This is a genomic window from Caballeronia glathei, from assembly GCF_000698595.1.
Taxonomy (GTDB): domain Bacteria; phylum Pseudomonadota; class Gammaproteobacteria; order Burkholderiales; family Burkholderiaceae; genus Caballeronia; species Caballeronia glathei.
Genome location: NZ_JFHC01000040.1, coordinates 47,325 through 73,464, shown reverse-complemented (window position 1 = coordinate 73,464; position 26,140 = coordinate 47,325). Strand labels below are relative to the sequence as shown.

Below are 26,140 nucleotides of genomic sequence, written 5' to 3'. Positions count from 1 at the left end.
TCGCCTCGACGCTGCAGCGCACGTACGGCGTAGGCGCGAACTACACGTATGGCCCGGCGACGGTCGGCCTGCTCTACACGCATACGCAGCTCGACGGCCTGCAGGGCATCAACGTAGGCGGCACGGTGCTCGCGGGTCTGGGCGGCACCAACCTGCACATGGACAACTACGAAATCAACGGTCGCTATGCGCTGACGCCGGCGCTGAGCCTCGCCGCCGCGTACACGTTCACCGATGGCAAGGTGTCGGGCACCAACGGCACCGGTGATCCGAAGTGGCACACCGCGACGCTGCAGGCCGACTACGCGCTGAGCCAGCGTACAGACGTGTACGTCGAGGGCGCGTATCAGCACGCTTCAGGCGAACTCGGCTCGCTCGGTGCGAATGTCGCGGCGATCAACTCGCTGTCGCCGTCCTCGACGGGCAATCAGGTGGCAGCGGCCATCGGCGTGCGTCACCGCTTCTGAGCGTAGGGCCTCTGCGAAGGACCATGCGGTTAGTCGAATCGTGTGATCCTTCAACGACGACATCGGATCGACGGCGCCTTTACCCGCTAAAAAATGACATACATAATCTATTGAATAAAGTTTGTCAGTCATCTATCATCAAATTTTTCCCGCCTGTCGGCTGGCACGCTGACAGCAATGTCTGTTGTCGTCGCTCGTTTCTGAAAGGAGAACACCATGCCGCTCGTACGTATCGATCTTGCCGCAGGCCAAACCGCCGAATACCGCAGCGCGGTTGCCGATGAAGTCTATAAGGCGATGACATCGGCGATGAACGTGCCGGCCAACGATCGCTTCATGGTCGTGACCGAACATCAGGCGGGCGACTTCATCGCGGATCCGGGCTACCTCGGGATCGAGCGCTCGCCGCAGTGCGTATTCGTTCAGCTCACGCTGAATGCGGGACGTGATGTCGATACGAAGCGCGCGTTCTACAAGGCGCTCGCCGACGGACTGCACGCCCGTGTCGGATTGCGACGCGAGGACGTGTTCATCAGTCTCGTGGAAGTGGTGAAGGAGAACTGGTCGTTCGGCAACGGCGAAGCCCAGTACGCGAAATAAGCCGCGTACGGAATCTCGCGCCAGACGCCTCACCCAGATCACCTGCTGGAGCACCACCATGCCGCGCGTATCCCGCGAACAAACCGACAAGAACCGCGTGCTCATCGAGGCCGCGTCCGTGCGGCTCTTCAAGGAGCACGGATTCAACGGCGTTTCCGTGGCTGACATCATGGCGTCCGCGGGGCTTACGCATGGCGGCTTCTACGGCCATTTCGAATCGAAGGACGAACTCGTCGCGATTGCGTGCGCGAAGGCGTTCGAAGAATCGATTGGACGGTGGAAGTCGTTCGTGAAGGAGGGCGCGACCGAGCAGGCGCTTCTCGATGCGCTGGCGAAGCACTATCTGAGCGCGCAGATGCGCGACGAGCCCGGTTTTGGCTGTCCTGCCAACTCGCTTGCGGCGGACGTGGGCAGAGAGGACGCGGTCAAGCCCGTGCGGAGCGTCTACACCCGTGGCATCAAGGGGCTCGCGGACGTGCTCATGTCGTTTTCGCGGGCGCGTCAGACCAAAAAGATCAGGCAGCGCGCGCTCGCGCATCTGTCGATGCTGATAGGCGCGGTCACGCTCGCCCGGGCCGTGCGCGACGATCCGCTCTCCGACGAGATACTCGCATCGGCGCGCGCCTATCTGCATTCCCATCCCGAATAGCGGTCGAAGCGGTTCGCTTCATTCGAAGGTGTGCTGCGAATGCCTGCGTGCAACTAACGGTCGATTCCGCGCTGCGACTTAGAACCGCGGTTGCCTTTGTCGGTAGCAAACTGACGGGGACGCGGCAAAAAAAGCGAGCTGGCACGAAGCGATGATCCGGACGGCATCGGAGACGGACACGAACCCGGCGGGAACAGGAAACCCCGACGGGCCCGGCTCCGCTTCCGAGCCAGAGGACCTGGATACTTGCCTCCGCTACGTTCGGTTCGCCCCGGCCGACGACGACAGCGGTCCCAGCTTTTCATTCAACCAGAACGCATACGCGACCTCGACATTCTCCTGAAGCGCGATGAGATTCGTGGCCTGGTCGACACACAGCTGTCCGATCTGGGCCACCAGATTGAACTCCTGCTCGACGACCTTGGTCAGCGTATTCGCCGCCTTGATCTCGGCGCGTTCGCGGTTCCAGGCCGCCCATCCCTGCAATCCGGCCTGCTGCTGCTGAACCAGGCGCTCCAGTATGGCCTGCTGCATCTGGAGAAGCTCGCCCCAGTACTGCAGGTTCATGCCGAGGGCGAACAGCTTGGCGGTGTCGATGCCGTTGCCGGTCGCACGCGCCGCCCAGCCTCCGAGGAGCACCGGCATCTTGAGCGTGCGCTGCGCCGTGCCGGCCTCTGCGGCAGGTACGGTCCGTTGCACGGCGGAACTCGCGGGCATCAGTGCCGCGGGCATGGTGGTCATTTCATTCATGGCAGTGTCGTCTCGTTCGAGTTGGTTTATCCGCCAAGCCGGCTCAGCATGCCGTGCAGCGCCCTGATCTGAATCGCATCGCGTGAGTAGTAGTCCGGCTGCTCCGGGTCAGGGCTCGTATAGCCCCACCAGTCCCAGCAGCCGTCCGGGTTTTGCAGCCCACCACCGTCGGAGCCCGTCGCCTGCGGGTAGAGGACGATGATGTTGTTGCTGTCCGCGATCTCGTTGTAGCCGGTCGTCGTGATGTACCGGTTGCCGTAGGGCGCCTGATTCGTGACGTCCGCGCGCCCGAAGACGTAGTTCACGTAACCGTACCCCTGCTTGCAGCCGTGCAGGACGATGTGCACGCGCGCAGGCGCGCCCTTTTCGACTGCGTGCGGCACGTATGCGTATCCGAAATCGCTCATGCTCGCCCGCGCCTCGTTGCCGAAGAACTCGGTCTGGTCGAAGCGAAGCAGCCGGCCGCTCAGCCGCTCCGAGGGCGGCTGCAGGTCGTCGTAGATGTGATTCAGTATCCGGTGCGACTGCATGAACGTGCTTCTGTTGATATAGGGCGGCTGGTTGGTGTCCAGCAGGGAGTCTTCGGGGTTGTCGGTCACGATGGAATGCCCGGCGGGGACGGTGTCGTCGAAGGCGATGTCCGCGGGCGCTACGCCGAGCAGCTCGTAGAACCGGCGCGTGCACCTCACGACGTCCGAATACACGACCGTGTCGCGCGTGCCGGTGAAGAGGTAGATCTTGTCGCCGGCGAGGTTCGAGATCGCGTCGATCTCGCCTGCCTCCGCAGTGTCATGCGCGAGTTGTGCGAGACGCATGGCGTTTGGCGCCGTCTGCGACGTGAGCGGGCTCATGCAGACGTATTCGGCGCTTTGAACGTAGGCGTCTTCGGCCAGCGGGGCTGCGCCGCGAAACGATTCGGCGCAGCGAAACGGTCCGCCCGCAATGACGCCGACGCCTGCAAATCTGGATGAATGCGCGAGATGCAACTGCACCGTCATGAACGCGCCGGACGATAGTCCGGATATCGAACTCTCGCCTTTCTTGATGTCGTAGGCCCCAAGCTGCTCGATTTTCGAAGCGTAGTCATTTCCCATCGTAGTTTCCCCGTGCGATGGTCGAAGTCGCATCATGGTGCATGATGCGATCCGCCAGATTTATGACGCTTGCAAGTATTTTTTGTGGATCGCCTGGTCCGCGATTCCTCGAAACGGCACTATTGGTATAGGCGACGTTGCGCAGTGCAGCAAGGACTTTTTTGTGCGCTACGCAATTGACTGTTCACGACGAATATGAGTAAGGCCGGCGGCAAAAACCACGGAGAGAATCGATGCTCGAAGCGAAGACGATCAGTGTTTCCATCAACCGCGACTGGCGCGACGTCTACGACGCGATATGGCGTCCGGAGGTGTTCCCGCGCTGGGCGTCCGGCCTCGCGACGTCGGCGCTCGAAGATTGCGGCGATCACTGGAAGGGTCACGGACCGGACGCAACGGTAAGCATCCGCTTCACCGGCCATAACGCATTCGGCGTGATGGACCACACCGTTCAACTCGACAGCGGCGAGGAAATCCATGTGCCGCTGCGCGTGTTTCAGAATGGTGCGGGAGCCGAGGTGGCGCTCACGCTGTTCCGGCAGCCGGGCATGTCGGCGGAAAAATTCGAGGCCGACATCGCCTGGGTCCGGCGCGATCTCGCTGCGCTGTGCACGCTCTTTTCATCCTGATTGCATGCAGCCCCGTCCGGACGATACGCCTCGCCGCGGCTCAGTTGCGGAACGTCCTCGCGGTTTGCTCGGCGGCATGGCGCAGATCGGGCTCGAAGGCGAGCAGATCGTCGAGCGTGGCGCGTCCGACAGGCGCCTGCACCGCGATCGCGGCGCACGCGCGGTTGCGTTCGAGCATCACCGGCACCGCAATGGCAATCAGCCCTTGCAGATGCTCCTGATCGTTGGTTGCCAGGAGGCGCCGGCGCGTGGCCGCCAGTTCCCTTCGCAATGCGTCCCGGTCGGTGATCGTGCGTTCCGAATAGGCGCGCAGCGGCAGCGTGTCGATCAGGCGCTCGCGGCGCTCCCTGGGCAGGAAGCTCAGCAGCAGCTTGCCGCTCGCCGAGCAATGCAGCGGCACGTGCGAGCCCGGCTGAAGGCGCATGCGCAGCGGCCACTGGGTTTCGACGCGATCGACGTACACGATATCGTTGCCGGAGAGCATCGCGAGATTGCACGTCTCGCCCACCTTCTCGACGAGCCGTTCCAGTTGCGCATGACGGGCCGCTGCGGGCCCCGCGCGCATCATCACGTTGACCGCCAGCGTGCGCACGCGCGGCGAGCATTCGTAGAGGCGGTCGCCCGCGCCGCGCACGACGAGCCATGCGTCCATCAGTTGCGCGAGAATGCGATGCACGGTCTGCTTGGGCAGGCCCAGCGCGTTCACGATATCGTTCAGCGAAAGCGGACGGTCCGCCTCCCCCAGGACTTCGAGCACTCGAAAAGCGCGCACCGCCGCCGCATTCGATTGGTTGGAAACCGACATTCCGCCTCCTGAATATCGTTGTGCTCTTTGGCGCAATTCAGAGCGTCGATGTCCACGGTTTTTCGGGGACCGCTGAAAGTCCCCGAAAATCCGCGGTCTCCCGCGCAAGCGAGCCGGCCATCACGGATCGCTGGAAACACGGGACTTCACATGCCGCGCGACGGTCCGGATTGTTCTCACCGCCATCGCTCCTGTCGCAGCGACCTGCATGAATTTCCGAACCGGGCCGCCTGCACGACTCGTCGACACCACCGCGAACGAGTCAGCGACCGGCGCGGCCCTGCTCCTCATACTCCTCGCGTTGCGCGGAAGCGTCGGGCTGCGTGTCCGCCTTGCCCGGCAGCATCGCGCTGGCGATCGCGCTGGCCGCCGCCCGCAACGCGGGCAGAAACGCCGTGCACGCTTCGATGTCGAGCCGTGAAGAAGGGCCGTGCACCGCCAGCGCCGCATACACGCGGCCCGCGCCGTCGTTCAGCGGCACGGCGATCGCCACCGAATCGTCGAAGAGTTCGCTGTCGTGCAGGCCGACGCCCGTTTCGCGCGCGCGCGCGAGTTCGTCGCGCAGCGGCTCCCATTCGGTGATCGTGCGTGACGTGAAGCGCTTGTACGGCGGCTTGCCGATCAGCCGCTCGATCTGCTTTTGCGACATGTCCATCAGAAACAGCTTGCCGCTCGCGGTGCAATGCAGCGGCACGCGCATGCCCGGCTCGAGATGCAGGCGCAGCGGCAACGGCGTTTCGACGCGGTCGAGATAGAGCACCTGATTGCCGTCGAGAATGGTGAGATTGCAGGTTTCACGGATCTCGTCGACGAGGTCCTCGAGCACGGCATGCGACTGCGAACGCAACGTGGAATGACGCAGGATATCGAGTGCGAGCGCGGCCGAGCGGGCGCCGACGCTGTAGCGCTTGCCAAGCGGCTCGCGATAGACGAGACCTGCTTCCAGCAGCATCGTGAGGATCCGGAACACCGTGGGCTTAGGCAGCTTGCACGCTTGCGTCGCGTCGTCGAGAGAGACGGGCGTGTTTGCGCGCGCGACGTATTCGAGCACGGAAAAAGCTCTGAGTGCCGTCGATTCCGGCTTCTGTGGGTCGGGGTTCAGCATCGCGAATCGCAGCAGGACTCTAAACGGTCATTGTACGTGAGGGCCGCCTCTGGCACGGCCGCTGCGCGCCGTCTCACAGCGCGGGCCGCAGCTTGAGGATGGCACGCGCCTCGGCCGGCGAGGCGACCACGCGCCCATAGCGAGCGCAGGCGCCGGCCACCTTCGCGACCAGTTCGGCATTGCTCGCGGCGAGCCGCGTCGCGTCGAAGCGCGTGTTGTCCTCGAGGCCGGTCCGGCAGTGCCCGCCCGCCTCGAGGCACCACTGGTTCACCTCCCACTGATGGCGCCCGAGTCCGGCCGCGACCCAGGTCGCCTGCGGCATGACCGCTGCAAGTTCCGCGCGCAGGAAATCGAATACCGTGCGGCGCGCGGGCATCGCGTTGGGCACACCCATGACGAACTGCACGTGCGCGTTCGCATCGAGCAATCCCGCCTTCACGAGGTTCGCGGCGTTGTAGAGCATGGCGAGATCGAATACTTCGATCTCCGGCTTGATGGCGTATTCGAGCATCGTGCGGGCAAGTCCCTCGACGAAATCCGGCGGGTTCTCGTAGATGCCCTTCGGAAAATTGACCGAGCCCGTCGCAAGCGAGGCCATGTCCGGCCGCAGCGGCAGCATGGCCCCGCGCGCCGACTGCTCGCGTCCGCGTCCGCCGGTGGAGAACTGCACGATCATGCCCGGGCAATGTCTGCGGATGCCTTCCTGCACCCGGGCGAACAGTTCGGGATCCGAGCTGGGCTCTTCGCGCGCATCGCGCACGTGGATATGCGCGATCGATGCGCCGGCTTCGAACGCCTCGTGGGTCGACTCGATCTGCTCGGCCGGCGTGACCGGAACAGCGGGATTGTCACGCTTGCGCGGCACGGCGCCCGTGATTGCCACGGTGACGATGACCGGAGACGTCATGCGGATGCCCTCGTGTTTTCGACCCCGCGCCTGCGAACTCGCCGCCGGACGCCGAGTAGTGGATTTCACTGAAAGAAATGCGCCATTTCATTATTGCACCGTCAAAGCTCTTGTGCAATCATCTCTCTCAACGAAACGGCGCATTTCATTCATCGAAATTTGTCGTATTCATCGCGCGGCATCGGCTCAAGAGCGAGGTGTTCGGACGTGAATAGCGAAAGAAACCTGACGTTTCAGGACCTGGTCCAGCTTGTCGAACTGATCAAGTCGTCGGCGGGCTTCAGCGAGTTCCATCTGCGCATGGGCGATGTCGAACTCGATCTGCGGCGCCATGCGCAGGGCGATCACCCGCCCGGCGGCATGAACGGCGCGAACGGTGCGCATGGCCTGAATGGCGCCGCCGCGCCGGCTCCTGCCGAAAGCGCTCGCCAACCCGCACCCGCACCGGTATCCGCACTCGCGGGTGCGCTTCCGCAGCCCGGCGAAACCCTCGGGAAAACGCCGGACGACGACTCCCCCGCAGGCTGGCCCCCCGACGCCCGTGTCGTGAAATCCCCGATGGTCGGCACCTTCTACCGCGCGTCGGAGCCGGATGCGGCGCCGTTCGTCGAAGCCGGCGCGATGGTCGAGGCCGACACGACCGTCTGCATCATCGAGGTGATGAAGCTGATGAACTCGATCGCGGCGGGCGCGGCCGGCGTCGTCACGCACATCCTGGTGGAGGACGGCGCGCCGGTGGAGTTCGGCCAGCCGATCATCGTCATCGCGCCGCGCGCGGGGCAGGCATGAACTCACGCGCCGGGTCCGCCGCGGATGCGGCCGTCGATGCGAAGCGCTTCAAGCGCGTGCTCGTCGCCAATCGTGGCGAGATCGCCGTGCGCATCATCCGGGCGTGCCGCGACCTGGGCATCGAAACCGTGCAGGTCTACTCCGACGCCGACCGCGACTCGCTGCCCGTGCGCCTCGCCGACCGCGCGGTGTGCATCGGCCCTGCGCGCTCCGGCGAGAGCTATCTGAACGCGCGCTTCATCGTCTCGGCGGCGCTCGTGCACGGCGCCGACGCGATTCATCCCGGCTACGGCTTTCTTTCCGAAAACGCCGGTTTCGCGGCGCTGTGCGAGCAGGAAGGCGTGACCTTCATCGGCCCCTCGGCACGCGTGATTTCACTGATGGGCGACAAGGCGATGGCCCGCCGCATGGCCGACGAAGCCGGCGTGCCCACCACGCCCGGTTCGCGAGGCACCGTGGCGAGCGCCGCCGAGGCGCGTGCGATCGCCGTCGAGCTGGGTTACCCGGTGCTGCTGAAGGCGGCGGCAGGCGGCGGCGGGCGCGGCATGCGCGTCGTGCGCGAACCGGCCGAACTCGACCTCCAGTTCGGCGACGCCGCCCGCGAAGCGAAAGCGGCATTCGGCGACGGATCGATTTACGTGGAGAAGTTCCTGAGCCGCGTGCGGCACATCGAGATCCAGATTCTCTCCGACGGCGAGACGGTCCTGCACCTCGGCGAGCGCGACTGCTCGGCGCAGCGGCGCAACCAGAAGCTGCTGGAGGAAAGCCCGTCGCCCGCGCTTGGCGAAGCGCTGCGCGCCGAGATCGGCGCGGCGGCGGTGCGGCTGTGCAGGCATGTGGGCTACCGCAGCGCGGGCACGATCGAATGCATTCTCGACCCCGAAACGCAGCGCTTCTATTTCATGGAGATGAACACGCGCGTGCAGGTCGAGCATCCGGTGACCGAATGCGTGACCGGCATCGACATCGTGAAGGAGCAGATCCGCGTCGCGCAGGGCGAGGCGCTCGGCATCGCGCAGCGCGACATCGAAGTGCGCGGCCATGCGATCGAATGCCGCATCAACGCCGAAGATCCCGCCCGGAACTTCGCGCCGTGCCCGGGCACCGTGCACGGCTTTCATGCGCCGGGCGGGCCGGGCGTGCGCGTCGATTCGCATCTGTTCAGCGGCTACCGCATCCCGCCTTATTACGATTCGCTGCTCGCGAAGCTGATCGTGTGGGGCCGCTCGCGCGACGAAGCCATCGCGCGCATGCGGCGCGCGCTCGGTGAAATGCGTGTGGAAGGCGTCACGACGACGATCCCGTTCCACCTTTCGCTGCTGGACGACCCGCACTTCGTTCGCGGCGAGATCCACACGCGCTTCGTCGAGGAACGACTGCTGGAGACGAGATGACCGACCTGTCCACCATTCCTTGCGCGCCTGCACCGGCGACGGCGCAGGCCGGCACCTTCGGCCTCGTCGATGTCACGCTGCGCGACGCTCACCAGTGCCTCTGGTCCACGCGCATGACGACGGAAACCATGGCGCCCATTCTCGGCGCGATCGACCGGGTGGGCTACGCGTACGTCAACATTCTCGGCGGCGCGGTATTCGACGTCTGCGTGCGCTACCTGCACGAGAGTCCGTGGCAGCGCGTGGGCCTGCTGTGCGAGCGGCTCGCCACGCCCTGCGACGGACTCACGCGCGGGCAAAGCCTCTATACGTTCGAACTCTTCCCGGACGATATCGTGGCGCTCAACTCGCAGGTGCTGGCGGCGCTCGGCCTGACCGTGCTGACCGTGTACGACGCGCTCAACGACAACCGCAACATCGTTTCGTCGGTGCGCTCGGCGCACGAGGCGGGCATGAAGGTCAACGCGATGCTGACCTACACGCTGAGCCCCGTGCATACCGATGCTTACTACGTCGAACGCGCAGCCGAACTGGTTGCGCTGAAGGCGGACTTCATCTCGGTCAAGGACCCGACCGGCCTTCTCACACCCGAGCGCGGCCGCACGCTTTTTCCCGCGCTCGTGGCCGCCGCCGGCGGCATTCCGCTGCAACTGCATTCGCACGGGCAGTCGGGCCTCGCGCCCGAAGTCTACGAAGCCGCGATGGCGGCGGGCTTTCGCCTCGGCCATACCGCGGTCACGCCGCTCGCGAACGGGGCGTCCTTGCCCGCGGCCGATGACATCGATGCGCGCGCGCGCCGCATGGGTCTCGCGTCGGGCATCGACCGCGAGGCGCTCGCTGAAGTCTCCGGCTATTTCGACTGGGTGTGCGAGCGCGACGACAAGCCGCGCGGCAAGGTGGCCGCCTATGACCCCGCGCTGTACGAGCATCAGGTGCCGGGCGGCATGATCTCGAACCTGAAGTCGCAATTGCAGACGATGAACATGTCGCACCGGCTTCCCGAGATTCTGGAGGAGGCGGCGCAGGTGCGGCGCGACCTCGGCTACCCGATCCTCGTCAGTCCGTTTGCGCAGTACATCATCACGCAGGCCGTGCTCAACGTGGTGCAGGGCGAGCGTTACCGGACCATTCCCGACGAAGTGCGCAAGTACGCGATGGGCTATTACGGCCGCCTCGCGGCGCAGCCGGCCGACGTGTTTCTTGAGCGGGCGCGCATCCGCGACGACGAGCGCGTGGACGAAGCGCCCGCCGCGCATCTGCCGCCCGCGCTGCCGCGGCTGCGCGCGCAGCTCGGCGCATCGGCGCGCGACGAGGACCTGCTGCTCGCCGCGTTCTATTCGCCCGAACTGCTCGCGCCGCTGCAAAAGCATGCGCCCGCGTGTTCGTTCAGAACGTCGCCGCTGCACGAGCTGATTCGCTACCTCGGCTCGCATCGCGACCTGAAACATGCGCGCGTGCGCTTCGGCGGCACGGACGTGACGCTGTCCGGCTAGGCGCCTCTCTCGCACTTGGGCCACGATCCGCACGAGAGGCGGACGATACAACACATCGGAGACATCCATGAAACGGTCGATAGTCGGAAGCTCAGGGGCGTGGCGCCGCATCGCGCGTCTCGTGTTGTGTCTCGCGTGGCTGTGCACCGGCGCGGTGGCGCAGGCGGCGCAGCAGTTCACCGACTGGGGCTGGCCGCTGCCGCGCGAGCAGGTCTCGCAAAAGTCCATCGAGTGGCTGAAGGACAAGGGCTGGTGGCCGCTCGCGATCGCGTATCAGGCGCCGTGGTCGGGACAGAACGCGGTCAACGTCGTGATGGACAAGCAGGGATTCTTCAGGGACCGCGGTCTCGAAACCAGAGTGCAGGCGTTCGCGTCGGGTCCGGAAATCAACGAGGTGCTCGTTTCCGGGCGCTTTCAGGTGGGCAGCGGCGGCAACTTCCCGTTCTCGTCGCTTCTGGACAAGAAGGTGCCGGTCAAGGCGATCGCGATCGAAAGCCCGAACCTGCTGCACGCGCTCGTCGTGCCGCACGACTCGCGCATCAAGTCGTTCAAGGACCTGAAGGGCAGCAATCCGCCGGCGGCGATCGGACTCGTGACGGGTTCGTCGGCCGAGTTCTACGTGCAGATGGCGGCCATGGTCAACGGCGTGCAGATCGGCAAGGACGTGATCCTCAAGAACATGACGCCCGGCGACCAGATGGCGATGCCGGACGGGCTCGCGGGTGTCGTCTCGTGGGACCCGACCGTCGCGATGATCACGCAGCAGCGCAAGAACGGGCGCGTCGCCGACTCGATCTTTCCGTACAACATGTACGAAGGGCAGTTCTACGTGCGCGACGAACTCGTGCAGAACGTGCCCGATGTCGTGCAGGCGCTCACCGATGCGTTCGTCGAGGCGACGCTCTGGATCCGGCTCTATCCCGAGAAGACGGCCGACCTGATGGCCGCCGTGCCCCAGTTGAAGAGCTACTCGAAGCCGATCCTGCTCGATCAGGTGAAGAGCTACAACAACATGTACAAGCCGAACTACGTCTATCCGAATGCCCGCTTCTGGGGGCAGGTGAACTCGGTGGTGTTTCGCTGGCTGCATGAGCACGGGCGCATCGTGAGGCCGCTCACCGCCGACGATTTCGCCGCCGCCGTCGATGCGCGCTTCATGGACAGGACCTTCGACAAGCTCGGCTGGGCCGTGCCGAAGGAGCCGCCGTTCGTGCCGGCGGGCTGGAAGGGCGATCCGGCGAAGATTCCGTATCCGGCCTATCTCGAAGTCCAGAGCCTGAAGGCGCCCCAGGCGTTCCCGGAGAAGGGCGATCTCGTGAGGCCCTGGACCTACGACAGGAAGACCTGGACGCCCTGACCGGCAGCGCCGCCGGCCGGGCATGGCGAAGACCTTCGAGCCACCTCGCGTGAAAGGAGACACCGTGGACGTGACGACCGTCGAACCTGCGGACGCAACGAAGGCGTCCGCCGTTTCCCGCTCAGCCCGCCGCCCGAACTGGCGCGCCCGGATGCTGCGCAGGCTGCGCGGCCTGACGCTCCTCTTCGTGCTCATCGCGGCGTGGCAGTACGCGAGCGTCGCCCTTCTCGACGACACCGCGCGAAACCTGCTGCCCGCGCCGAGCGCGGTGCTGGCGGCGGCGTGGGAGCTGATCGTCTCGGGCGAGCTGCTGCGCAACCTTGTCGACAGCGTGCGCCGCGAAATGGTCGCGTTCGTGTGGGCGTGCGCGGCGATCCCGCTTGGCATCGCGATGAGCTGGTGGCCGCTCGTGGAGGAGCAGGTCGATCCGATCGTCGAGATTCTGCGCCCCGTGCCGCCGCTCGCCTGGATTCCACTGTCCATCCTGTGGTTCGGCATCGGCAATACGCAGAACGAGTTCATCATCTTTCTCGGCATCTTTTTCCCGATCCTGCTCAACACGATCACGGGCGTGAAGGGCATCGAGCCGAACCTGATCCGCGCGGCGCGCTGCCTCGGCGCGGGCGAAGCGTCGATACTCGCGCGCGTCGTGTTCCGTGCCGCGCTGCCGCAAATCCTTACCGGCGTGCGCATCGGGCTCGGCGTCGGCTGGATGGCGCTCGTGGCGGCCGAGCTGGTGGGCGCGATCTCCGGCCTCGGTTTCATGATCAACGACGCGCGCAGCGTGCTGCGCACCGATTCGATCATCGTCGGCATGGCGACGATCGGGCTCGTCGGGCTCGCCATGGACCGGGTGCTGCGCCTGCTGATGCGGCGCCTCCTGCCGTGGTCGCGCGCGCTCGGCCATTAGTATTGGCCGGCGAGCCGCCGGCACCACCAGGAGCGACGCCAATGGGAACTGTCTGCGTGAAAGGGGTGAGCAAGGTCTATGCGTCGGGGCACCGCCACGGCGGCGACGTGCTTGCGCTCGACAACGCGAGCTTCATGGTCGGCGACCGCGAGTTCTGCTCGATCCTCGGTCACAGCGGCTGCGGCAAGACCACCATGCTGAACCTGCTCGCGGGCTTCGAGGAGCCGAGTGCGGGAGAACTGCTGGTCGACGGCGTGAGCGTGGCGCGCCCCACCTGGCGGCGTACGGTCGTGTTTCAGGACTACGCGCTCTTTCCGTGGATGACCGTGAGCGAGAACGTCGCGTTCGGGCTGCGGATGAAGAAGGTGCCGGCGCGCGAGCGGGAGCGCATCGTCGGCGAGCAGTTGCAGCTCGTCGGCCTCGCGAGCTTCGCGACCCGTTATCCGCATGAGCTTTCGGGCGGCATGCGTCAGCGCGTGTCGATTGCCCGCGCGCTCGCGGTCGACCCCGACGTGCTGCTGATGGACGAGCCGTTCGCCGCGCTCGACGCGCAGAACCGTGCCGCAATGCAGCAGGAACTCGGGCGCCTGATCGCGCAGAGCGCAGCGCAGGCGCGCAAGACGATGATTCTCGTCACGCACAGCATCGACGAGGCGATCCTGCTGTCGGACCGCATCATCGTGCTCACGCGGCGGCCGGGACGCATCAAGGCGGACATCGAAGTGACGCTGCCGCGCCCGCGCGACGAGGCCGACGAAGGCTACCTGCGCCTCAAGCGGCGCCTGCGCGACCTGATACACGACGAAGCGAGCCCGTCGTGACGGATCGCCAACACTGCGCGGCGGACGATCGCGTCACACTGCGCTGTTGGCGAAACGCCTGACGTGAAAAGGAGGGTTCGATGGAGACGATGGATACGCGCCTCGACGGGCGCGTCGTGCTCGTGACGGGCGCAGCGCGCGGCATCGGCCTGCGCGTGGCCGAGTACTGCGCGGGACACGGCGCGACGGTGTGGCTCGCGGATCTCGACGGCGACGCGGCGATGCGCGCGGCCGCCGCCCTTGGCGGGCGCGCGGGCGGCGTGGGCCTGGGTCTCGACGTGCGCGACGGCGCGGCGGTCCGGCAGGCTGTCGAGCGGATCGTGCGCGAGCACGGCGCGATCGACGCGCTCTTCAACAGCGCGGGCATTCTCGCGCAAGGTCCGTTCGAGGAGACGACACCCGCCGCCTTCGACGCGCTGATGGCCGTGAACGTGACGGGCGTCTTTCACTGCGTGCAGGCCGTGGCTCCCTGCATGAAGCGGCAGGGGCGCGGCACGATCGTCAGCGTGGCGTCGGTGTCGGCGATGCGCGGCGGCGGTTCGGTCGGCAACGTCTGGTACGGCGCGAGCAAGGCTGCCGTGGTCGCGATCACGCAGGGGCTCGCGCGCGAACTGGGGCCGTTCGGCGTGCGCGTGAACGCGATCGCTCCGGCGCTCGTGGAAACGGAGATGGTGCGCGAGGCGCTCACGCCCGAGGTCAGGGAGCGCGTGCTCACGCGCTTTCCGCTGCGGCGCCTCGCGACGGTGGACGACGTGGCGCGCGCGGCGGTCTTCCTCGCCTCGGATGCGGCTTCGTTCATCACCGGCGAGACCCTCGCGGTCGACGGCGGCTTTCTCAAGAGCTGAGCCATGAGCCGCGCGCAACCGTCCCGGAGACCGTCGTGCTGAGCGTGGGCGTGGCCGTTGCAGCCTTCACCGCCGCTACGGCGGGCGGGCTCGTGCGCGGCATGAGCGGCTTCGGCGGCTCGCTCGTGATGATGCCGCTGCTGTCGATGATCGCGAGCCCGAAGTACGTCGTCGCGCCGGTGCTGCTGCTCGAAGCGTTTGCGGTCGTGCCGGTGCTGCGCCATTTCATCGGCCGCGCGCAATGGCGCGTGGTCACGCCGATCTGCGTGGCCGCGTTCGCCGCGCTGCCGTTCGGCGCCTACGCCCTCTTCAACGCGGACCCGTCGCTCGTGCGGCGCGCGATCGGGTTCATCGTGCTGCTGTTCGCGCTCGCGCTCCCGTCGGGCGTGCGCTACGAGGGGCCGCCGCGGCTGCCGATGTCGGTCGCGCTCGGGCTGCTGAGCGGCGTGCTGCTCGGCGGCACCGGCATCGGCGGGCCGCCGGTGATTTTGTATCTGCTGTCGGGATCGTCGCCGAGCGCGATCACGCGGGCCAACCTGATGATCACCGTCATGGCGATTTCGGTCGCGGCGCTCGCGCTGCTGTGGGTGCGCGGCGTATTGCGCGTGGACGGGCCGATGCCGCTGTGGCTGCTCGCGCCGGGCTACGTGCTCGGCCTGTCGGCGGGCATGCGGCTCTTCGCGCTGGTGGACGAGCGGCGTTTCCGGCGCGCGACGCTCGGGTTCATGGTCGCCATTGCGGCGGTCACGCTGCTCGCGTAGTCACGCAGGGCAGGTACCGGCAGGCGGCGCGATCGGCCGGTTCGATGGCGCCATTTGATAGGAACGATTCCACGGAGATGGAGGCGCGGCGGGTGTCGGACAGGACGGCGGCAGGCACGCCGGGCGCGATACCGCCGCAATACCGCCGCAATATCGCCGAGATGCGAGGCAACGCCGGCCGCAGGGCACACCAAAGGCCGGCACCGGGGCATTCAGGAGGCACGATGCAAACCGATCATGGCAAGACGTTATCGCGCGTGGCGCTCGCCAGCGTCATCGGCACGACGGTCGAATGGTACGACTTCTTTCTCTACGGCGTCATCGCGGGGATCGTGCTCAACAAGCTGTATTTTCCGACGAGCGATCCGCTCGTCTCGACGCTGCTCGCCTACACGACCTTCCTGGTCGGCTTCGTCGCGCGGCCGCTCGGCGGCATCGTGTTCGGGCATTTCGGCGACCGCGTCGGGCGCAAGAGCATGCTCGTCGTGACGCTCGTCATCATGGGCGTGGCGACCGCCGCCATCGGGCTCGTGCCGACCTACGCGCAGATCGGCATCTGGGCGCCGATCCTGCTGCTCGTGCTGCGCATTCTCCAGGGAATCGGGCTGGGCGGCGAGTGGGGCGGCTCGGTGCTGATGGCGTTCGAATACGCCCCGCCCGAGAAGCGCGGCTTCTACGCGAGCTTGCCGCAGATGGGCGTGTCGATTGGCCTGTGCGGCGCGTCGGGCCTCGTCGCGCTGCTTTCGCAGGTGCTCACCGAGGCGCAGTTCCTGGCGTGGGGCTGGCGGGTCGCTTTCGGCGCCTCGGTGATCCTGATCGCGATCGGGCTGTGGATTCGCCTGAAGCTGATGGAAACGCCCGAGTTCCAGGCGGTCAAGGACCGGGGCGAGGCCGTGAAGCTGCCGTTCGCCACGCTGATGTCGGACTTCGGACGGCAAGTGCTGCTGGGGCTCGGCATCCGCTATATCGAGGGCGTGTTCTTCAACCTGTTCGCGGTGTTTGCGATCGGCTATCTCACGCAGCAGCTCTCCCTCACGCGCACCGACGCGCTCATCGGCGTGATGGCCGCCGCGCTCGTGATGTGCTTCTTCATACCCTTCTTCGGCAAGCTGTCGGACCGCCTCGGACGCGCTCGGACGTTCTTCTGGGGCGCGGTGATCTGTGGCTGCTCGGTGTTTCCCGCGTTCTGGCTGATGTCGAGCCAGCCGGTGCACGTGCTCGCCGTCTGGATCTCGATCGTGATTCCGTTCGGGGTGTTCTACGCGATCATCTACGGGCCCGAGGCGGCGCTCTTTGCCGAACTCTTCGAGCCTCACGTCCGCTATACGGGCATCTCGTTCGTGTACCAGTTTTCCGGCATCTTCGCGAGCGGGCTGACGCCGATCATCGCGACCATCCTGCTGCGGGTGAACGGCGGGCAGCCGTGGCTCGTGTGCGCGTATGTGGTGTTCGCGGCGCTGGTGTCGGCGGTGTGCGTCGCACGGGTCGGACGCTCGCCGAACGAGTTCGGCATGGCCGCCGGCGTGGCGGGCGCGAAGTCCGGATCGGCGAAATAGCGCGCGGGCCGCGGGCAGGGGTCTTCGCGCCGGCCGCAATCGGGCATACGCGTCCACCGGATGCGCCGCGCGCCGGCGCCGTTCATCACGGGCAACGCCGATGCTGCCCGCGCGCATCGCGTCGCGGAGGCAGCACGACGGGTTTGCCGCCATCTCAGCGGTAGAATACGTTTCGCTTTTACCGCACGGATGAGCACCCACCCGTGGCCGGCGCGCGCCGCGCCCTTCGAACGTTGCCCGACTGCCCATGAACGCATTGACGCCTGTTCCCCTTCTGAACGAGGTACGGGACCTCATCAACGCAGCCCGCGAGCGGGCCGCGCTCGCCGTCAATGCTGAACTCACGCTGCTGTACTGGCGCATCGGCAAGCTGCTGCGCGACGAAGTGCTGCGCGGGGCGCGGGCCGATTACGGCCAGCAGGTCGTCGCGTCGCTTGCCCGGTCGCTCACCGCCGAATACGGGCGCGGATGGAGCGAGCAGCAATTGCGGCATTGTCTCCGCGCTGCGGAGACTTTCGGCGACGAGGCAATTCTCTCCGCGGTGCGGAGAGAATTGAGCTGGACGCACATCAAGACGCTGATCTATATCGACGATCCCCTGAAACGGGATTTCTATCTCGAGCTCTGCCGCGTGGAGCGATGGTCCTCCCGGCAGCTTCAGGAGCGGATCGGATCGATGCTTTTCGAGCGCAGCGCCATTTCGCGCAAGCCGGACGAAACGATTCGCCACGACCTGCAGCAGGTGCGGGCCAAGTCGACGCTGTCGCCGGAACTGCTGCTGAAGGACCCGTACATCCTCGACTTTCTCGGCATGAGCGACCACTACCTCGAGAAGGATCTGGAGGACGCGATCCTGCGCGAGATGGAGCAGTTCCTGCTCGAACTGGGCGCCGGCTTCACGTTCGTCGCGCGGCAGAAGCGGCTGCAGATCGACGACGACGATTTCTACCTCGACCTGCTTTTCTACAACCGCAAGCTGAAGCGGCTCGTCGCGGTGGAACTGAAACTCGGCGCATTCAAGGCCGAGTACAAGAGCCAGATGGAGCTGTACCTGCGCTGGCTCGCCAGGTACGAGCAGGAACCGGATGAAGCGCCGCCGCTCGGCATCATTCTGTGCGCGGGCAAGAAGCAGGAACAGATCGAGTTGCTGGAAGTGGACCGCAGCGGCATCCATGTCGCCGAATACCTGACCGTGCTTCCTTCGCGCGAGGCGCTCAAAGCCAAGCTGCACCAGTCGATAGCGTCCGCCCGCATGCGCCTCGCGAAAAAACGCGACGAGGCGGACGGCGGCGAATCGTCATAAGCCGCAGGAAGGCGACCGGCGCAGCGATCGCCTTCCCGCCGCTGCCTCACGCGCTCCGGAACCGGCTCGCCGCGAAGAGACATAGCATCTCGTACATCAAGGTGGCCGCCACCAGCGCAGTGTTGCCGCTGGGGTCGTACGGCGGCGAAACCTCGACGACGTCCCCGCCCACCCAGCGCAATCCGTCGAGCCCGCGCAGGAGCGCAAGCGTCTCGCGTGTCGTCAGGCCGCCGATCTCCGGCGTGCCGGTGCCGGGCGTGAAGACCGGGTCGAGTCCGTCGACGTCGAGCGAGAGATACACCGGCGCATCGCCCACGACGCGTCGCGCTTCCTCGGCGATGGCCGCGGGCCCGCGCGCCTCGAACTCTTCGATGAACACCACCCGCATGCCGTTCTCGATCGAATAGCGCCAGCCTTCGTCCGAATTCTGAGCGCCGCGGATGCCGATCTGAATCGTGCGCTTCGGGTCCAGCAGGCCGGCTTCCACCGCGCGGCGAAACGGCGCGCCGTGCGTGAATTTGGAACCCTTGAAGCTGTCCCACGTATCCGTGTGGGCGTCGATGTGCACGAGCGCGATGGGCTCGTTCGGCGCCATCGCCTGGAAGATCGGATACGTGATCGAATGGTCGCCGCCCGCGCTCAGCGCGATCTTGCCCGCGGCGAAAACCGGCTCGAAAAAGCGCCGGATGTCTTCGTGCGCGCGCTCGAGATGATAGAGATCGGTAAACGGCACGTCGCCGATATCGCCGACACGGCACGCCGCGAACGGATTGAAGCGCGTCACATGGTGCGTCGTGCGGGTCATCGTCGACATGTTGCGGATTTCGCGCGGACCATAGCGCGCGCCCGGCCGCGCCGTGACGCCGCCGTCGAACGGCACGCCGGCCAGCGCGATGTCGAGCTGGGCGAGGTCCGTGCATGCCGGCACGCGCATGAAGGTGGGGATGCCGCTGAAGCGCGGCAACTGCATCTGGGTGAGATCGGTGCCGGACACGATGAGGTTTCCTAGAAGGTAGGAGGGGTGTTGATCCACAGCACGCGCGTGACCAGCTTGCCCGGATTGCGATAGCTGTGCGGCACGGTGCTCGGGAAATAGAACGAATCGCCGGGCTGCAGCAGATACAGCGTGTCGTCGAGCGTGAGTTCCAGCTCTCCTTCGATCACGTAGCCCAGCTCCTCGCCGGCGTGGCTGATCTGCTCGTCGCTGTTCGCGCGCGGTTCGATCACGTGAATGTCGCCCTGCAGGAGCTGGCCGGCGCCGGGCACGACGACCCGTTCGAGCGTGATCGCGCCACGGTTGCGGGCGCTCGGAAAGCTGACGGTCGGACGCTCGTTCGCACGCTGCACCGGCGACATGTTCACATCCGGCCCGGAGACGAGCGTGGCGATATTCGTGGCGAGCGCTATCGCGATGCGGTGCAGCGTGGCAAGCGAGGGCGTCGCGTGGCCGCCTTCCACTTTCGACAGCAGGCTTTCCGAGCAGCCTGCCTGCTCGGCGAGCGCCTTGAGCGTGAGTTGCCGCACCATGCGTGCGTGCTTCAGGCGCACGCCGAGCGAATCGCCCGGCGCGGACGCCGATGCCTGCGGGGCGGCGCGGCGGCCGGTTGCCGTGCCGCTGGCCGCCGCGGGCGCGCGCCTCGATGAAGGTTTTGTGGATGCCACCGTGAGCGATACCTGAATGTGGAAGTAAGCGGCCTACCCGAGCACCGTGAATTCGACTTCGAGCGGGTTCAAAGCGTTGATCGGAATAATATCCTGAGGGCAGGCGGACATCACGACGACGCAATCCATCACGGCCTTGATGTCCACATAGTCGCCCGCCCTGGACACGGGCGGCAGCCAGTCGATCGAATAGTCCGGCTTGATCGGAATGTTCATCCACAGGTTGAACGGCTGCGGCACCTCGCGCGCGCGCAGGCCGATCGCCTTCAGCGCGAGGCGCAAATTGTCCGAGCAATTGTCGTGGTACCCCTCGACACCGAGATTCCTGTAGCGATACAGGTCGCAGGCCGCGATCAGCGTGTCGTGCACGCCGGGGGAAGTATCGGTGACGAGTTCCGCGATCGGCCGCCGGTGGTTCGTGACGAGCGGATCGCCCGGTTGCGGGATGACCTTGTCCAGATAGGCCCGGGTATGTTCGAACGACAGGAATTCGTTCAGATGCCCGGCGTTGAAGATCCACATGTCGCAGACCTGCGTGCCGTGCGGGTTGGCGATGCGGATGGTCTGCCCCGCCTTCACGCGCACCGCGCGGCCGCAGCGCGCCGGCACGGTATAGGTCTTGCCGGGCTCGGGCATTCCGTCAGCGGAGATCGGCTCCTGCAGCGTGGCGTTCAGGCCGAGTTCGGTGCCGTTGTCGTGCGCATGAAGGTCTTCTGTGTGCGATGTGCTCATTCGTGGCTCCAGTATCAGGATTCGTTGCAGAGGGCGGCGAGCGCGTGCGCGAGGGCGCGCGTGCCCAGCACGAGGTGATCGTCGTCCGTGGCTTCGTTCGGGTTGTGGCTGATGCCGCCGCGGCTCGGCACGAACAGCATGGCGGTCGGACAATGTTTCGCGAGATAAATCGCGTCGTGAAAGGCGCCGGACGTCAGCGTGAGCATGCGCCCGCCCTGTGCGGCGCACGCATCGCCGAGGTGTGCGATCAGCGCGTCGTCGAAGCGCACCGGCTCGTGTGAAAACAGCGATTCGGTCGCAACGCGATGGCGCGCTGCGCATTGCGCGAGCCGATGATCGAATGCGGCGAGCACGTCGGCGTCGGGGTGGCGGAAGTCCACGGTGAAGGTGACTTCCGACGCAATCGTATTGATCGAATTCGGCGTCACCGACCAGCGCCCGAAGGTCACGCGCGTGTGCTCGCGTCCGAGCGCCGTCGCGAAGGTTTCGATTTCGGTGCCGAGCGCGATTGCGAGCGTCATGGCGTCATGGCGCGCGTGCATCGGCGTCGTGCCCGCGTGGGCGGCGACGCCCTTGCACGTGAGCGCATACCAGCGCACGCCCTGTATGCCGCTCACGACGCCGAGCGGAACGTTCGCCAGTTCGAGCTGGGGGCCCTGTTCGATATGCAGTTCGATGAACGCATGGGCGCGATCCTGCTCGGCACGCATGGCGAGCCCGGGAAAGGTGCGGCGGTGCGCGTCGAGCGCATCGGCGAGCGTGGTGCCGGATGTGTCGGCGGCGCGGCCGTAGCGTTCGAGCAGCGCCGGGTCGACGAACGCGCTCGATCCCATCGCGCCCGGCTGAAAGCGCGTGCCTTCTTCGTTGGTCCACGCGACGACTTCGAGCGGCCGGCGCGTGCTCACGCCGGCGTCGTTCAGGGCCGCGATGCATTCGATGCCCGCAAGCACGCCATAGCAGCCGTCGAGCCTGCCGCCAGTCGGTTGCGTGTCGATGTGGCTGCCGGTCATGACCGGCGCGAGGTCTTCGGTCCCCGCGCGGCGCATGAAGAGGTTGGCGCAGGCGTCGGTTGTCACCGTGCATCCCAGCGCATAGGCGCGCTCGATCAGATGGCGGCGCGCCTTGAAATCGGTTGCGGAGAGCGCGGGGCGGTCCACGCCGTGGTCCGGGCGCGTGCCGAATGCGGCGAGCGCCTCGATGGATGCGAGCAGGCGAGCCGGGCTGACGTGTCCCGAGGCGAGGCGCGCGGCCTCGTCCGTGCGATGCGGTGTCATGCTGCCTTTCCTGTCGTGGCGCCGGAAACGGGCGCGCTCGTCTGAAGCGCGGTGTCGGCGGAAGTGCCGCTGGAAAGCGGGAGACTCCGGTCGAACCACGGTTTGAGGAACTGCTGGAGCCGTGTCGTGCGCGTGTTGCCGAAGAGTTGCGCGGGCGGGCCCGCTTCGACGATCTGACCCGCTTCCATGAACACCACCTTGTCGGAGATCTTCGCGGCGAAGCTCATTTCGTGCGTGACCATCACCATCGTCATGCCCTCCTGCGCAAGCGAGCGGATCACGCTCAGCACCTCCTCGACCAGTTCGGGATCGAGCGCGGAAGTGGGTTCATCGAGCAGCATCACTTCCGGTTCGATGGCGAGCGCGCGTGCAATGCCCACGCGCTGCTGCTGGCCGCCGCTCAGCCGGGACGGATAGGCATCCGCCTTCTGCGCGAGGCCGACGCGCCCGAGCGCCGCGAGCGCCAGCCGCCGCGCTTCGTTCTTGCCGATCTTCTTCGACAGCACGAGCGGCGCGGCCACGTTCGCGAGCACGGTCATGTGCGGCCACAGGTTGAACTGCTGGAAGACCATCGCGACCGGGCGGCGCACTTCGGCGATAGAGGCTTCGCTGTCGCGGTCGCGCGGCGTGCGGCCCGCCGACCGGTAGCCGAGCAGCTGACCCTTGATCCAGACTTCCCCTTCGTCGTATGGTTCGAGGAAGTTCATGCAGCGCAGCGCTGTCGTCTTGCCCGAGCCGGAGGGGCCGATCAGCGTGACGATCTCGCCGCGCATCACGTCGAGGTCGATGCCTTTGAGCACGCGCGCCGCGCCATACGACTTGCCCACGGCGCGAAGCTGGATGACGGGTAGAGCACTCATGACGTTGTCCGCAGAAAGGGGATCAGCTTCGCCGCGCGCTCCGCGAGCAGCGCGACGGACTGGGTCAGAAGCCAGTAGCACACGATCAGCATCGCGTACGGCACGATGTATGTATAGGTCGAGGCGACGATATCGCTTGCAGTCATCGTAAGCTCGGGCACGGTGATGATCGACGCCACCGCGCTTTCCTTGATCACGAGAATCACCTGGTTGGCGAGCAGCGGCAGCGCGAACGCGACGGCCTGAGGCAGCTCGATCGTGCGGAACGCGGCCCACCGGCCGATGCCGAAGGCACGCACGGCTTCCATCTGGCCGCGCGGAATGCTTGCCCAGCCCGCGCGAAAGATTTCGGCGAAGTAGGCGGCCGAATAGAACGCGAGCGAGACGATTGTCGCCTGCACCGCTGTCATCGTCAGGCCGACCACAGCGAGGCCGAAGTACACGATCATGAGCTGGGACAGATAAGGCATGCCGCGCACGATCCACACGTACGCGCGGTACGGCCAGGCGAGCGCGCCCGGAAAGCGCAGCCGCAGCATGTTGAGCACGAAGCCGCCCGCCATGCCGAGCAACGCGGCGAGGAGGCTCACTTCGAGCGTGACGAGCATCGCTGCGGCAAAGCGCGGTATGAGCGTGGTGAAGGCATCCATGCATGTGTCTCCGTGTCAGGCGCGCTTCGCGATGCGGCGCTCGTAGCCGTGCGCGGCGAGCGAAAGCAGCGTCGTGATCGCCAGATAGAAGCATGCGGCGAGCGTATAGACTTCGAGCGGCCGGTAGGTGGACGAGGCGAGCTGCTGCCCGACGCGCGTCAGGTCGGTGACCGCGATCACCGAGATTACCGCCGATGCCTTGACGATGTCGATCATCTCCGAGACGAGCGCCGGCAGCGTCGCGGCGATCACCTGCGGAACCTCGATGTGCCAGAGCGTCTGACGGCGCGTGAGGTTGAAAGTGCGCGCCGCTTCGATCTGCCCGCGCGGGATCGAACGGAAGCCCGCGCCCAGAATCTGCGACTGGTACGCCGCGGTATTGAGCGACAGTCCCACCGCCGCCGCGACGGCCCCCGGCAACGCGAGACCGAGCGCGGACGGCACGTAGTAGAACACCAGCAGTTGCGCAAGTACCGGCGTGCCGCGAAACACGCTCACGTAGACGCGCGCCGTCGTGGCCATCAGGCGGCTGTCGCTCGCGGACATCGTGTAGATGAAGATGCCCGCGAAGAAGCCGCAGACCACCGCGACCGCCGAAAGCCACAGCGTCGTCAGCGCGCCGTCCAGCAGTTGCGGCAGATAGCCGATGCAGCGGGTGAGCAGGTCGGGAACGTTCATGTCGCCTCGCGGGTCGTATGGCGCGCCGTTACATGGTGGGTTCGGGCACGGCGTCGGCGGGGACGTCCATCGTCGTGCCGAACCACTTCTGCTGCAGCTTCTTCATGGTGCCGTCGCGGTTCGCACGCGCGATGCCGTCGCTGAACAGCTTGGCAAGCGCCGCGCTGTCCGCGTCCTTGCGCGCGACCCAGGCGAAGTAGCTCTTCGGGCCGATCGTCTGCGGCATCACCACGAACACGCCCGGGCGCGCCTTCATCAGCGGTCCCAGGTTTGCCACCGACTGCGCGACGGCGTCGAGGCGTCCGACGGCGAGATCGGCGTACGCCTCGTCGAACGCGACGTATTGCCTGATCTGCTTGATGCCCGGGCCGCCTGCGTCCTTGAGCTTCTTGTCGAGCGACATCAGGGCCTGAAGCTGCGCGGAACCGGTCTGCGAGCCGACGACCTTGCCGTTCAGATCGTCTGGCGACTTGATCGAGGTTTCGTTCGCGCGCAGCAGCACGCCGGTGGTCGCATCCGCGACGGGCACGGTGAACGCGAAATGGCTTGCGCGGTCTTTGTTGACGGTGACGGCCGTGACGACGATATCGAAGCGCTTCGCGTCGAGCCCGGGCAGCAAGCCCTGGAACGGCAGATCGAGTTGCTTGACCTTCACGTCGGGCAGCGACTTCAGCACGTATTGCATCAGGTCGGCGTCGTAGCCGACGATCTTGCCGTTCTCGACGTATTCGAACGGCGCGTAACGCGCTTCCGTGGCGATGGTGATTTCCTTGTTCGACTTGACGCGGGCCAGCAGGTCGTTGCCCTGCGACCAGCCGGGGGCGGATGCGCACAGCGCGAGCGCGCCGGCCAGCGACAGGATCATGGTGCGGAAAGGCATGTGCATGTGTGCTCCCTTGAGGGCTTTGCGCCACGAGAAAGGTTTGTGAATATGAGTCAAGTAACTTGAACGACATTCACTAAGCATGAGCCATGCCATGTGCCGGTTCGGGATCGGCGGGCGTTCGAGCGGGCCGGGACGCACCAACATCCGGCATGCGATGCAGTCCGCGCACCCGTTGTGTGCCGCCTGCACCTCGCGGGAGAAGTCGAGACCGCCGACGGCGGGCCGCCCGTCTCCTGGCGCTCGACGGCGCTTCCGTGCTGGTACGTGATCCCGCACGTCAAAGCGATCCAGGAAGCTTCATGGAGGCGGACGAAGGCGAGCGATTTCGTCGCGACAATCGAAGGCAGGACCCGCACCATGTGCGAGATCCCGGAGAGCCCGGCGAAGGTCAAGTGTCTGCTGGCGCCAGGCGTCGTCTGACGCACGGGCCGCACGATGACGGGCCTTGCGGTTCCCGCCAGCCGCGTTGCTCAGAGGGGGCGGGCGCGCCGCACGAAGAACAGCGCGGTGCCGACGGTCATCAGCAGAGTGCCGAAGAAGCGGTTCTGCATGCGCAAAGCCCGCTCGCTTCGCAGGACATGGCGCATTGCGCTCGCAGCGTACGCATACGCATGCATGACGAGCATGTCGATGATGCACATGGTCGCGGCCATGACGGCCAGCTGTGGGACGAGTGGCCGGTCTGCGGCGATGAACTGCGGCAGCACCGCGACCATGAAGACGATGCCCTTGGGGTTGGTCGCGTTTGTCACGAGCCCGGTCGCGCAGCGCTTGCGCCATGATCCGGCGGGTTGAACCTGCGCCGGGGCGCCTGGCGCTGTCCCTTTCGAGCGCCATTGGCTCAGGCCGACATAGATCAGATACGCGGCGCCGCAGAGCTTGACCGCGAAGAAGGCCCACACCGAGGCAAGCAGCAGCGAGCCTACGCCAGCCCCCGCAACGAGCAGGATGAACGTCAGTCCCATCTCGAGCCCGGCGATGGTCGCCGTGGTCTTCCTTACGCCGTACGACAGGCCGTGACTCATCGACAGCACCACGCCCGCGCCCGGCGATATCGCGATCGCACAGCACGCGATCACATAGGTGACCCAGAGATGGAGTTGCATGACGGTGATCCTCGGGAAGAGGGTTTATCGACGCCTCGCAATCACACATGGAGGCAC

At 66.2% G+C, this 26,140-nt stretch carries 28 protein-coding genes; 14 read left to right on the top strand and 14 right to left on the bottom strand.

Features of this window, described 5'->3' with window-relative positions; genetic code table 11:
- The 3 genes from BG61_RS23390 to BG61_RS23380 all read left to right on the top strand — a co-directional run.
- Window positions 1–467, top strand: a 467-nt coding sequence (locus BG61_RS23390; RefSeq protein WP_035942250.1) for a porin, incomplete at its 5' end; no start/stop codon positions are given.
- A 216-nt stretch (window positions 468–683) separates the two neighbouring features.
- Window positions 684–1,067, top strand: a complete 384-nt coding sequence (locus BG61_RS23385) for a tautomerase family protein (RefSeq protein WP_035934413.1) — start codon at window positions 684–686, stop codon at window positions 1,065–1,067.
- Between the two features lie 58 nt (window positions 1,068–1,125).
- Window positions 1,126–1,716 carry a TetR/AcrR family transcriptional regulator gene (locus BG61_RS23380; RefSeq protein ID WP_035934412.1) on the top strand — a complete coding sequence of 197 codons (591 nt, stop codon included), beginning with the start codon at window positions 1,126–1,128 and terminating at the stop codon, window positions 1,714–1,716.
- A 255-nt stretch (window positions 1,717–1,971) separates the two neighbouring features.
- Here BG61_RS23380 and BG61_RS23375 read toward each other — a convergent pair whose 3' ends face one another.
- Both BG61_RS23375 and BG61_RS23370 read right to left on the bottom strand, forming a co-directional pair.
- Window positions 1,972–2,466, bottom strand: coding sequence for a hypothetical protein (locus BG61_RS23375; protein WP_051672743.1), 495 nt, complete (start codon window positions 2,464–2,466; stop codon window positions 1,972–1,974).
- 26 nt (window positions 2,467–2,492) lie between these two features.
- Window positions 2,493–3,560, bottom strand: coding sequence for an extracellular catalytic domain type 2 short-chain-length polyhydroxyalkanoate depolymerase (locus BG61_RS23370; RefSeq protein WP_035934410.1), 1,068 nt, complete (start codon window positions 3,558–3,560; stop codon window positions 2,493–2,495).
- A gap of 233 nt (window positions 3,561–3,793) precedes the next feature.
- Between BG61_RS23370 and BG61_RS23365 the strand changes: the two genes are divergently transcribed.
- Window positions 3,794–4,189, top strand: a complete 396-nt coding sequence (locus tag BG61_RS23365) for a hypothetical protein (RefSeq protein WP_035934409.1) — start codon at window positions 3,794–3,796, stop codon at window positions 4,187–4,189.
- A 40-nt stretch (window positions 4,190–4,229) separates the two neighbouring features.
- Here BG61_RS23365 and BG61_RS23360 read toward each other — a convergent pair whose 3' ends face one another.
- The 3 genes from BG61_RS23360 to BG61_RS23350 form a co-directional block, all read right to left on the bottom strand.
- The gene (locus BG61_RS23360; RefSeq protein WP_035934408.1) at window positions 4,230–4,994 is read right to left on the bottom strand and encodes an IclR family transcriptional regulator; all 765 of its coding nucleotides are present in this window, start codon (window positions 4,992–4,994) and stop codon (window positions 4,230–4,232) included.
- Window positions 4,995–5,256: 262 nt separating this feature from the next.
- Window positions 5,257–6,099, bottom strand: a complete 843-nt coding sequence (locus tag BG61_RS23355) for an IclR family transcriptional regulator (RefSeq protein ID WP_051672742.1) — start codon at window positions 6,097–6,099, stop codon at window positions 5,257–5,259.
- Window positions 6,100–6,172: 73 nt separating this feature from the next.
- Window positions 6,173–7,006 (bottom strand): 3-oxoadipate:acetyl-CoA acetyltransferase, encoded by an 834-nt coding sequence (locus BG61_RS23350; protein WP_035934407.1) that lies wholly within the window; start codon window positions 7,004–7,006, stop codon window positions 6,173–6,175.
- Window positions 7,007–7,213: 207 nt separating this feature from the next.
- On the opposite strand from BG61_RS23350, the gene accB reads away from it, so the two are divergent.
- The 10 genes from accB (at window position 7,214) to BG61_RS23300 (ending at window position 18,235) form a co-directional block, all read left to right on the top strand.
- Window positions 7,214–7,795 (top strand): acetyl-CoA carboxylase biotin carboxyl carrier protein, encoded by a 582-nt coding sequence (gene accB, locus BG61_RS23345; protein WP_052040556.1) that lies wholly within the window; start codon window positions 7,214–7,216, stop codon window positions 7,793–7,795.
- Entirely contained in the window at window positions 7,792–9,189 is a 1,398-nt protein-coding gene (gene accC / locus BG61_RS23340; RefSeq protein WP_051672740.1) for an acetyl-CoA carboxylase biotin carboxylase subunit, read from the top strand. The genes accB and accC overlap by 4 nt, the downstream gene beginning before the upstream one ends.
- Entirely contained in the window at window positions 9,186–10,682 is a 1,497-nt protein-coding gene (locus tag BG61_RS23335; protein ID WP_051672739.1) for a pyruvate carboxylase subunit B, read from the top strand. Before accC ends, BG61_RS23335 begins: the two co-directional genes overlap by 4 nt.
- A gap of 67 nt (window positions 10,683–10,749) precedes the next feature.
- A complete protein-coding gene (locus BG61_RS23330; RefSeq protein ID WP_035934406.1) occupies window positions 10,750–12,039 on the top strand; it encodes an ABC transporter substrate-binding protein in 1,290 nt (429 codons plus the stop codon).
- Window positions 12,040–12,103: 64 nt separating this feature from the next.
- Window positions 12,104–12,949, top strand: a complete 846-nt coding sequence (locus BG61_RS23325; protein ID WP_051672738.1) for an ABC transporter permease — start codon at window positions 12,104–12,106, stop codon at window positions 12,947–12,949.
- 41 nt (window positions 12,950–12,990) lie between these two features.
- The gene (locus BG61_RS23320; RefSeq protein ID WP_035934405.1) at window positions 12,991–13,770 is read left to right on the top strand and encodes an ABC transporter ATP-binding protein; all 780 of its coding nucleotides are present in this window, start codon (window positions 12,991–12,993) and stop codon (window positions 13,768–13,770) included.
- An 80-nt stretch (window positions 13,771–13,850) separates the two neighbouring features.
- A complete protein-coding gene (locus BG61_RS23315) occupies window positions 13,851–14,615 on the top strand; it encodes an SDR family NAD(P)-dependent oxidoreductase (RefSeq protein WP_051672737.1) in 765 nt (254 codons plus the stop codon).
- A 35-nt stretch (window positions 14,616–14,650) separates the two neighbouring features.
- A complete protein-coding gene (locus BG61_RS23310) occupies window positions 14,651–15,376 on the top strand; it encodes a sulfite exporter TauE/SafE family protein (protein ID WP_035942245.1) in 726 nt (241 codons plus the stop codon).
- A gap of 224 nt (window positions 15,377–15,600) precedes the next feature.
- Entirely contained in the window at window positions 15,601–16,932 is a 1,332-nt protein-coding gene (locus tag BG61_RS23305; protein WP_035934403.1) for an MFS transporter, read from the top strand.
- Between the two features lie 247 nt (window positions 16,933–17,179).
- Window positions 17,180–18,235 (top strand): PDDEXK nuclease domain-containing protein, encoded by a 1,056-nt coding sequence (locus BG61_RS23300; RefSeq protein WP_035934401.1) that lies wholly within the window; start codon window positions 17,180–17,182, stop codon window positions 18,233–18,235.
- A gap of 46 nt (window positions 18,236–18,281) precedes the next feature.
- On the opposite strand, the gene speB is transcribed toward BG61_RS23300, so the two are convergent.
- The 9 genes from speB to BG61_RS23250 all read right to left on the bottom strand — a co-directional run bounded on the left by speB (window position 18,282) and on the right by BG61_RS23250 (window position 26,083).
- Window positions 18,282–19,229 carry an agmatinase gene (gene speB, locus BG61_RS23295; protein WP_035934400.1) on the bottom strand — a complete coding sequence of 316 codons (948 nt, stop codon included), beginning with the start codon at window positions 19,227–19,229 and terminating at the stop codon, window positions 18,282–18,284.
- A gap of 11 nt (window positions 19,230–19,240) precedes the next feature.
- Window positions 19,241–19,897, bottom strand: coding sequence for a helix-turn-helix domain-containing protein (locus tag BG61_RS23290; protein ID WP_232256267.1), 657 nt, complete (start codon window positions 19,895–19,897; stop codon window positions 19,241–19,243).
- 33 nt (window positions 19,898–19,930) lie between these two features.
- The gene (locus tag BG61_RS23285; protein ID WP_035934398.1) at window positions 19,931–20,629 is read right to left on the bottom strand and encodes a DUF1989 domain-containing protein; all 699 of its coding nucleotides are present in this window, start codon (window positions 20,627–20,629) and stop codon (window positions 19,931–19,933) included.
- 14 nt (window positions 20,630–20,643) lie between these two features.
- Entirely contained in the window at window positions 20,644–21,903 is a 1,260-nt protein-coding gene (locus BG61_RS23280; RefSeq protein ID WP_035934397.1) for a M20 family metallo-hydrolase, read from the bottom strand.
- A complete protein-coding gene (locus BG61_RS23275; RefSeq protein ID WP_051672736.1) occupies window positions 21,900–22,763 on the bottom strand; it encodes an amino acid ABC transporter ATP-binding protein in 864 nt (287 codons plus the stop codon). The genes BG61_RS23280 and BG61_RS23275 overlap by 4 nt, the downstream gene beginning before the upstream one ends.
- Window positions 22,760–23,413, bottom strand: a complete 654-nt coding sequence (locus tag BG61_RS23270; RefSeq protein ID WP_035934396.1) for an amino acid ABC transporter permease — start codon at window positions 23,411–23,413, stop codon at window positions 22,760–22,762. Before BG61_RS23270 ends, BG61_RS23275 begins: the two co-directional genes overlap by 4 nt.
- Window positions 23,414–23,428: 15 nt before the next feature.
- Window positions 23,429–24,091: an amino acid ABC transporter permease gene (locus tag BG61_RS23265; protein ID WP_035934395.1), complete on the bottom strand. Its 663-nt coding sequence runs from the start codon at window positions 24,089–24,091 to the stop codon at window positions 23,429–23,431.
- Between the two features lie 28 nt (window positions 24,092–24,119).
- Entirely contained in the window at window positions 24,120–24,977 is an 858-nt protein-coding gene (locus BG61_RS23260; RefSeq protein ID WP_035934394.1) for a transporter substrate-binding domain-containing protein, read from the bottom strand.
- A 470-nt stretch (window positions 24,978–25,447) separates the two neighbouring features.
- Window positions 25,448–26,083 carry a LysE family transporter gene (locus BG61_RS23250; protein ID WP_035934391.1) on the bottom strand — a complete coding sequence of 212 codons (636 nt, stop codon included), beginning with the start codon at window positions 26,081–26,083 and terminating at the stop codon, window positions 25,448–25,450.
- Between the last annotated feature and the right edge of the window lie 57 nt (window positions 26,084–26,140).

Excerpts from the sequence above, each read along its gene's own strand:
- BG61_RS23315 (WP_051672737.1), top strand. The coding sequence starts at position 13,851 with ATGGAGACGATGGATACGCGCCTCGACGGGCGCGTCGTGCTCGTGACG.
- BG61_RS23360 (WP_035934408.1), bottom strand. The coding sequence starts at position 4,994 with ATGTCGGTTTCCAACCAATCGAATGCGGCGGCGGTGCGCGCTTTTCGA.
- BG61_RS23365 (WP_035934409.1), top strand. The coding sequence starts at position 3,794 with ATGCTCGAAGCGAAGACGATCAGTGTTTCCATCAACCGCGACTGGCGC.
- BG61_RS23300 (WP_035934401.1), top strand. The coding sequence starts at position 17,180 with ATGAACGCATTGACGCCTGTTCCCCTTCTGAACGAGGTACGGGACCTC.
- BG61_RS23355 (WP_051672742.1), bottom strand. The coding sequence starts at position 6,099 with ATGCTGAACCCCGACCCACAGAAGCCGGAATCGACGGCACTCAGAGCT.
- BG61_RS23260 (WP_035934394.1), bottom strand. The coding sequence starts at position 24,977 with ATGCACATGCCTTTCCGCACCATGATCCTGTCGCTGGCCGGCGCGCTC.
- BG61_RS23265 (WP_035934395.1), bottom strand. The coding sequence starts at position 24,091 with ATGAACGTTCCCGACCTGCTCACCCGCTGCATCGGCTATCTGCCGCAA.
- BG61_RS23275 (WP_051672736.1), bottom strand. The coding sequence starts at position 22,763 with ATGAGTGCTCTACCCGTCATCCAGCTTCGCGCCGTGGGCAAGTCGTAT.
- BG61_RS23385 (WP_035934413.1), top strand. The coding sequence starts at position 684 with ATGCCGCTCGTACGTATCGATCTTGCCGCAGGCCAAACCGCCGAATAC.
- BG61_RS23335 (WP_051672739.1), top strand. The coding sequence starts at position 9,186 with ATGACCGACCTGTCCACCATTCCTTGCGCGCCTGCACCGGCGACGGCG.
- BG61_RS23330 (WP_035934406.1), top strand. The coding sequence starts at position 10,750 with ATGAAACGGTCGATAGTCGGAAGCTCAGGGGCGTGGCGCCGCATCGCG.
- BG61_RS23320 (WP_035934405.1), top strand. The coding sequence starts at position 12,991 with ATGGGAACTGTCTGCGTGAAAGGGGTGAGCAAGGTCTATGCGTCGGGG.
- BG61_RS23375 (WP_051672743.1), bottom strand. The coding sequence starts at position 2,466 with ATGAATGAAATGACCACCATGCCCGCGGCACTGATGCCCGCGAGTTCC.
- BG61_RS23285 (WP_035934398.1), bottom strand. The coding sequence starts at position 20,629 with ATGAGCACATCGCACACAGAAGACCTTCATGCGCACGACAACGGCACC.
- BG61_RS23250 (WP_035934391.1), bottom strand. The coding sequence starts at position 26,083 with ATGCAACTCCATCTCTGGGTCACCTATGTGATCGCGTGCTGTGCGATC.
- BG61_RS23350 (WP_035934407.1), bottom strand. The coding sequence starts at position 7,006 with ATGACGTCTCCGGTCATCGTCACCGTGGCAATCACGGGCGCCGTGCCG.
- BG61_RS23370 (WP_035934410.1), bottom strand. The coding sequence starts at position 3,560 with ATGGGAAATGACTACGCTTCGAAAATCGAGCAGCTTGGGGCCTACGAC.
- BG61_RS23280 (WP_035934397.1), bottom strand. The coding sequence starts at position 21,903 with ATGACACCGCATCGCACGGACGAGGCCGCGCGCCTCGCCTCGGGACAC.
- BG61_RS23305 (WP_035934403.1), top strand. The coding sequence starts at position 15,601 with ATGCAAACCGATCATGGCAAGACGTTATCGCGCGTGGCGCTCGCCAGC.
- BG61_RS23380 (WP_035934412.1), top strand. The coding sequence starts at position 1,126 with ATGCCGCGCGTATCCCGCGAACAAACCGACAAGAACCGCGTGCTCATC.
- accC (WP_051672740.1), top strand. The coding sequence starts at position 7,792 with ATGAACTCACGCGCCGGGTCCGCCGCGGATGCGGCCGTCGATGCGAAG.
- BG61_RS23270 (WP_035934396.1), bottom strand. The coding sequence starts at position 23,413 with ATGGATGCCTTCACCACGCTCATACCGCGCTTTGCCGCAGCGATGCTC.